Source organism: Pseudomonas sp. NPDC087598, assembly GCF_044743525.1.
Taxonomy (GTDB): domain Bacteria; phylum Pseudomonadota; class Gammaproteobacteria; order Pseudomonadales; family Pseudomonadaceae; genus Aquipseudomonas.
On record NZ_JBIUWQ010000112.1, the window covers coordinates 1 to 6,411 of the forward strand.

General features: G+C 58.2%; 5 protein-coding genes and 2 pseudogenes. 1 reads left to right on the forward strand and 6 read right to left on the reverse strand.

The genetic code is table 11. The features are described from left to right. From ACIOWE_RS29440 to ACIOWE_RS29460, 5 genes and pseudogenes are all read right to left on the reverse strand, one after another. Nucleotides 1-80: pseudogene (locus ACIOWE_RS29440) on the reverse strand (ABC transporter ATP-binding protein); the annotation flags it as partial. Further along, nucleotides 81-848, reverse strand: a complete 768-nt coding sequence (gene livG / locus ACIOWE_RS29445; protein WP_401398450.1) for a high-affinity branched-chain amino acid ABC transporter ATP-binding protein LivG — start codon at nucleotides 846-848, stop codon at nucleotides 81-83. Next, complete coding sequence (locus ACIOWE_RS29450) at nucleotides 845-2,101, reverse strand: high-affinity branched-chain amino acid ABC transporter permease LivM (RefSeq protein ID WP_401398452.1); 1,257 nt, start codon at nucleotides 2,099-2,101, stop codon at nucleotides 845-847. Before ACIOWE_RS29450 ends, livG begins: the two co-directional genes overlap by 4 nt. After that, the gene (gene livH, locus ACIOWE_RS29455) at nucleotides 2,098-3,021 is read right to left on the reverse strand and encodes a high-affinity branched-chain amino acid ABC transporter permease LivH (RefSeq protein WP_008082254.1); all 924 of its coding nucleotides are present in this window, start codon (nucleotides 3,019-3,021) and stop codon (nucleotides 2,098-2,100) included. The genes ACIOWE_RS29450 and livH overlap by 4 nt, the downstream gene beginning before the upstream one ends. Nucleotides 3,022-3,251: 230 nt before the next feature. Further along, the gene (locus tag ACIOWE_RS29460) at nucleotides 3,252-4,379 is read right to left on the reverse strand and encodes a branched-chain amino acid ABC transporter substrate-binding protein (protein WP_401398454.1); all 1,128 of its coding nucleotides are present in this window, start codon (nucleotides 4,377-4,379) and stop codon (nucleotides 3,252-3,254) included. 352 nt (nucleotides 4,380-4,731) lie between these two features. On the opposite strand from ACIOWE_RS29460, the gene ACIOWE_RS29465 reads away from it, so the two are divergent. Next, nucleotides 4,732-5,037 carry a DUF2288 domain-containing protein gene (locus tag ACIOWE_RS29465; protein ID WP_401398456.1) on the forward strand — a complete coding sequence of 102 codons (306 nt, stop codon included), beginning with the start codon at nucleotides 4,732-4,734 and terminating at the stop codon, nucleotides 5,035-5,037. A 294-nt stretch (nucleotides 5,038-5,331) separates the two neighbouring features. Here ACIOWE_RS29465 and ACIOWE_RS29470 read toward each other — a convergent pair. After that, nucleotides 5,332-6,411: pseudogene (locus ACIOWE_RS29470) on the reverse strand (hypothetical protein); the annotation flags it as partial.

Consider the following 6,411-nt stretch of genomic DNA (forward strand, 5'->3'; position numbering starts at 1 on the left):
CCCTGGCGGACTTCGACGTTGACGCTGTGCAGGGCCTGGATCTTGCCGTAGAAGGTGGAAACGTTTTCGAACTGCAGCATTTACGCTTCCCCCAGGTAGGCTTTGATCACTTCAGGATTGTCGCGGATCTGTTCCGGCGTGCCGTCGGCCAGAGGCGTGCCCTGGTTGATCACGACGATGTGGTCGGAAATGCTCATGACCAGTTTCATGTCGTGTTCGATCAGCAGCACCGTCACGTTGTGCTCTTCACGCAGCACGCTGATCAGCGCCTTGAGGTCTTCGGTTTCCTTCGGGTTCAGGCCGGCGGCCGGTTCGTCGAGCATGAGAATCCGTGGACGGGTCATCATGCAGCGAGCGATTTCCAGACGTCGTTGCTGACCGTAGGCCAGGGTGCCGGCGGTACGGTTGGCGAACTCTTTGAGGTTGACCTTTTCCAGCCAGTACTCGGCAAATTCCATGGCCTCGCGCTCGCTCTTGCGGAACGCCGGGGTCTTGAACAGGCCGGACAGGAAGTTGGTGTTGAGGTGACGGTGCTGGGCGATCAGCAGGTTTTCAACCGCCGTCATATCCTTGAACAGACGCACGTTCTGGAACGTGCGCACCACGCCTTTGAGCGCGATCTTGTGGCCCGGCAAGCCCTGAATCGGCTCGCCGTCGAGCAGGATGCTGCCGCCGCTCGGCTGATAGAAACCGGTCAGGCAGTTGAACACGGTGGTCTTGCCCGCGCCGTTCGGCCCGATCAGCGCCACCACCTGTTTTTCCTTCACGGTCAGGGCCACGCCGTTGACCGCCAGCAAGCCGCCGAAGCGCATGCTCAAGTTTGCGACTGTAAGGATCTCGCGGCTCATTTTCGCAACTCCATGGGTGGGCGTTGCATCGGCCGCAGACCTTGTGGACGCCAGATCATCATCAACACCATCAGGGCACCGAACATCAACATCCGGTACTCACTGAATTCACGCATCATTTCCGGCAACAGGATCATCACCACGGCCGCGAGAATCACGCCCAGTTGTGAGCCCATGCCACCCAGCACGACGATGGCGAGGATGATCGCCGACTCGATGAAGGTGAACGACTCCGGGGTCACCAGACCCTGACGGGCAGCGAAGAAGCTACCGGCGAAACCGGCGAAACTCGCGCCCAGGGTGAATGCCGACAGTTTGATCACGGTCGGGTTGAGACCCAGTGCACGGCAGGCGATTTCATCTTCACGCAGCGCTTCCCACGCGCGACCGATCGGCATGCGCAGCAGGCGGTTGATGATGAACAGTGCCGCCAGTGCCAGCAGCAACGCGACCAGGTAAAGGAAAATCACCTTGTTGATCGAGTTGTATTGCAGGCCGAAAAACTCGTGGAAGGTCTGCATGCCTTCCGCCGCTTTACGCTCGAAGGTCAGGCCGAAGAACGTCGGTTTCTCGATATTGCTGATGCCGTTCGGACCGCCGGTGATGTCGGTCAGGTTACGCAGGAACAGACGGATGATCTCGCCGAAGCCGAGGGTCACGATCGCCAGGTAGTCACCGCGCAGACGCAACACCGGGAAGCCCAGCAGGAAGCCGAACGTCGCCGCCATCAGGCCGGCAATCGGCAGGCAGATCCAGAAGCTCAGGCCGTAGTAGTGCGACAGCAGCGCGTAGCTGTAGGCGCCGACGGCGTAGAAGCCGACGTAACCGAGGTCGAGCAGACCGGCCAGACCGACCACGATGTTCAGGCCGAGGCCGAGCATCACGTAGATCAGGATCAGCGTTGCGATGTCCACTGCACCACGCGAGCCGAAGAACGGCCACACCAGCGCACCGAGGATCAGCGCGATGATGATGTAGCGTTGCGTGGTTGGCAGGGTCAGGAAGTTGCTGGCCTTGGCCGGGATCAGCGGCATGCCCGGCGAGGATTTCCACGCCTTGCTGATCTGCTGGTTGAACAGCACCCGCAGAAACATCAGCACCGAGCAGATGGCGATGGTCGCCAGAATGGCCGGGCTGGTGTTGTGCACTTCCAGGTTGATGCCGACGATGGTCAGTTTCAGACCGAGTACCGGGTAGGCCACGGCCCACACCAGCAAGGCACTGAACAGTGCCTGTTTAAGATTCCTAGTCATACTTTCTCAACCTCCGGACGGCCCAGAATGCCGGTCGGACGGAACAACAGCACCAGAACCAACAAGCCGAATGCCACGACGTCCTTGTACTGGTCGCCGAAGATATCGGCGCCAAAGGCTTCCGCCACCCCAAGCACCAACCCGCCGAGCATGGCGCCGGGGATGCTGCCGATGCCGCCGAGTACCGCAGCGGTGAAGGCTTTGAGGCCGACGAGGAAACCGGCGTTCGGGTTGATCACACCGTATTGCATGCTCAGCAGCACGGCCGCGATGGCCGCCAGCGCAGCACCAATGACGAAGGTCAGGGCGATGATGTTGTTGGTGTTGATGCCCAGCAGGTTGGCCATCTTGATGTCTTCAGCACAGGCGCGGCAGGCGCGACCCAGGCGGGAGCGGGAGATGAACAGCGTCAGGCCGAGCATGGCGATCAGGGTCACCACGAACACCACGATTTGCATGTAGGAAATCAGCACTTCATGTGCGCCACCTGGCCCGAAGGAAATGTTCCCGGGAATCAGGTTGGGGATGGATTTGTCCTTGGAGTCTTGCGCCAGCAGAACCGTGTTCTGCAGGAAGATCGACATACCGATGGCGGAGATCAGCGGAATCAGACGGTTGCTGCCGCGCAAGGGGCGGTAGGCGATCCGTTCGATGCTGTAACCGTACGAACTGGTGACAACGATGCTCGCGATGAAGGCTGCGGTCATCAACAGCGGGACGTTGTCGATTCCCATCATGGCCAGCCCGGCGATGGCGATGAACGCCACGTAGGAACCGATCATGTACACCTCGCCGTGGGCGAAGTTGATCATTCCAATGATGCCGTAAACCATCGTATAGCCGATGGCAATCAAGGCATACGTGCTGCCAATGGTCAGACCATTAACCAGCTGCTGGAAGAAGTGATAGAGGTCAGGCATTACAACGCTCCTAAAAACCTGATACGCATTTCACTGGTGGAGTCATTTTCCCGCCCGGCCCCGTGGATCTATATCCACTTCGAATCCGGGTTTTGCCAGCGAACCGCTGATGACGGTTTTGAGATTTTCAGGTGGGGAGACTGGCGGATCACGCCAGCGCGGCCCATACATTCGTAAAACAAAGCCCACGGCACGCCGTGGGCTTTATTGGCAGTCAGTCAGGCAGCGCCTTACTGAGGCGAAACTTCAGTTTTTGGTTTGCCGAAGTGCCACTCGTAAACCACAAATTTGAAGTCCTTCAGGTCGCCCTTGGCGTCGAAGCTCAGGTCGCCAGTCGGGGTCTTGAAGCTGCCGGCGTGAATGGCCTCGGCTACTTTGGCCGGGTCTTCGGATTTCGCTGCGGCGATACCGCCGGCGATCACTTCAACGGCCGAGTAGGACGGGAACACGAAAGGACCGCTCGGGTCTTCTTTCTTCGCCTTGAATGCATCAGCCAGGGCGACGTTGGCCGGATCCTGGTCGAAGGATTTCGGCAGGGTTACCAGCAGACCTTCGGAAGCGTCTTTGGCGATCTGCGAAATGGAGTCGTTACCCACGCCTTCCGGACCCATGAACTTGGCTTTCAGGCCTTTTTCAGCGGACTGACGCAGGATCAGGCCCAGCTCCGGGTGGTAGCCGCCGTAGTAAACGAAGTCGACGTTGGCTTGCTTGAGTTTGGCGATGATCGAGGAGAAGTCCTTGTCGCCGGCGTTGACGCCTTCGAACACGGCGACTTTCACGCCTTTCTTCTCCAGGGTTGCCTTGACGGCGGTGGCGATGCCTTCACCGTATTGCTGTTTGTCGTGCAGCACAGCAACGATTTTCGGTTTCACGTGATCGGCAATGTAGTTACCGGCGGCAGGGCCCTGGGCGCTGTCCAGACCGATGGTACGGAAGACCATTTTGTAACCACGGGCGGTGATGTCCGGGCTGGTGGCAGCCGGGGTGATCATGATCACGCCTTCGTCTTCGTAGATGTCCGAAGCCGGTTGAGTGGAGCTGGAGCACAGGTGACCGACCACGAATTTGACGCCGTCGTTGACGACCTTGTTCGCTACGGCTACGGCTTGTTTCGGATCGCAAGCGTCATCGTATTCAACGGCTTCGAGCTTCTTGCCGTCGACGCCGCCCTTGGCGTTGATTTGCTCGATGGCCATTCTGGCGCCACTGAACTGCATGTCGCCGTACTGGGCTACTGGACCGGTTTTAGGACCGGCGATACCGATTTTGATGGTGTCAGCTGCGAACGAATGGCTGGCAACCCCGGCCAGAACCATAGCGGCAAACAGTTTGGAAATCTGCTTAGTAGCCTTAGTCATAGTGCTCCACTCTTACTGTTGTAATTTTTTTGAGTTCTGGCGCCGTAGCAGCAGAACCGGGTCAGATATCTTTGCGATACCCTCCGGAAATGCCCCCGGCAACTGTACCGGTACAGTGTAGAGCGCCGGTTGTTGGCCTGGGAAGCGGGCGCCGAGGGGCAAAACTTGGGGGTGTCGCATTTTTGAATGAAAAAGACAGAATTGCGGCGGGGCGTTCGTGGGCATATATCCCAATCAGCAGCATTCCTTGGCGTTCCTGCTCTTTTCGTTCGGTGAAGCCATTTGCAACCGGGTTTTTCTGGCGGACCACCGACGTTATCATTCGCGTCGATTTCTTTTCCGGACAGTTCCCATGAATCAAGAACCTAGCACCCTCTATGCCAAGCTGCTCGGCGAGACCGCATCTATTACCTGGAAAGAGCTGGAGCCGTTCTTCGCCAGGGGTGCCCTATTGTGGGTCGACCCTGCGCTGGATTTGATCGCCGCTGCCGAGGCCGTGGCATCGGACGAAGGCGAGAAAGTCGCTGCCTGGCTGGCCGAGGACAAGGTCGCCAAGCTGTCTGAAACGCGGGCGCTGGATATTTTCGAGCGCGATCCGCAGCTGTGGGCGGTGGTGGTGAGTCCTTGGATTTTGATCCAGGAAAGGGCGGTGGACTGAGTGCCTGCACTGATGTGGTGCGCGCCGTCATCGATGGAAAGTGTGTAGCCGAGTAGCGTGATGGCACGTTGCCGTAGAGAAACACCACAAGCGGGGGTGGCATCACGGTGACGTAAACGTAACGGGAACAGTTTAGTAAGCAGCCTAACGGCTGCTTAATTGTTTCTGGATATTGGCAATGAAGGTTTTGCGGTGTTTGGAGCGGCCTCTTCGCGAGCAGGCTCGCTCCCACATTTGGAATGCATTCCCCTGTGGGAGTGAGCCTGCTCGCGATGGCGGCGGCGCGGTCTTCGATCAGACCGTGAAAGACTTGCCGGTATGGTTATTCAGCGAAATAACCTTGGTCTTGCCAATGCGGTGACGGTAGATCTCGCGCAGGTATTTGATCGACTTCTTCACGCAATCGCGCGACAGGCGAATGTCGTTGATCGAAACAAACTTCTCTTTGTCGTTGATCAACTCGCGGTACTTCTTCTCGTACATCGGCTTGATCGCGTACCAGTTGGTGTCGAGGATCTTCGCCGGGTTCTCGAATTCGTTGAGCAGGTCATCGATGCGGTCTTCGTCGAATTCCTCGTTGATGATGAAGTCGAGAATCGAGTTATCCAGGGTTTCGTCGAAGCGGTACGGGTTTTTCGCAAAGCAGCGCTTGATGAACGCCACGATCAGCGTCAGGAAGTCGTCCGACAGGCACGGGCTCTTGGCGATCAGGGTGGTCAGCGACAGGTTGGCCGAAGCCCCGATCACCAGCGCGTACCGCTTGAGCGTGGTGTTGGGGAACAGGCTGTTGAGGTGGGTCTTCAACCGGTTCAGGTCCATGTACGACAGCTTGTAGTCTTTCGGCAGCGAGACGATCGAAACCACCGACGAGCAGTTCTTGAAGAAGTGCAGGTCATGCAGCGCGGCGGCGTCGTAGCCGGAGTTCTTGTACTGCTCAAGCGATGCCTTGTAGCGCTTGGACTCGATCGGCAGCAGGCTGATGCCTTCGATCGCCTGGGTGACCTTATTGAAGTGCGGCAGGTCGATCGAGCGGAAGAACAGATCGTCGATGTTCAGGCGTTGCGGCTCTTTGTCGAACACCTTGAACTTGTCGCTGCTCGGCGGCGGGGTTTCCGGCACCACCGATTCGGCGTAGGCAATCGCCACCGGGCCGGCCAGGCTCATGAACAGGTCGTTGGCATCCAGGCGAATGGTTTCGCCGATGTCGATGCCGGCGCGGCGGAAGTAGTTCTGGTCGTAGTCAGTGGTGACTGCCTGCGCGGTCAGAATGTTGAAGATCTGCTGCGAGATGTACTGGTTGGCGTGCTTCTCCATCGCATTGACATCAATGTTCTGGATGTTGCCGTCATCACTCTCTTCGGCGTAACGCATGAT

Coding starts and splice junctions, on each gene's coding strand:
- livG (WP_401398450.1), bottom strand. CDS start 848: ATGAGCCGCGAGATCCTTACAGTCGCAAACTTGAGCATGCGCTTCGGC.
- ACIOWE_RS29450 (WP_401398452.1), bottom strand. CDS start 2,101: ATGACTAGGAATCTTAAACAGGCACTGTTCAGTGCCTTGCTGGTGTGG.
- livH (WP_008082254.1), bottom strand. CDS start 3,021: ATGCCTGACCTCTATCACTTCTTCCAGCAGCTGGTTAATGGTCTGACC.
- ACIOWE_RS29460 (WP_401398454.1), bottom strand. CDS start 4,379: ATGACTAAGGCTACTAAGCAGATTTCCAAACTGTTTGCCGCTATGGTT.
- ACIOWE_RS29465 (WP_401398456.1), top strand. CDS start 4,732: ATGAATCAAGAACCTAGCACCCTCTATGCCAAGCTGCTCGGCGAGACC.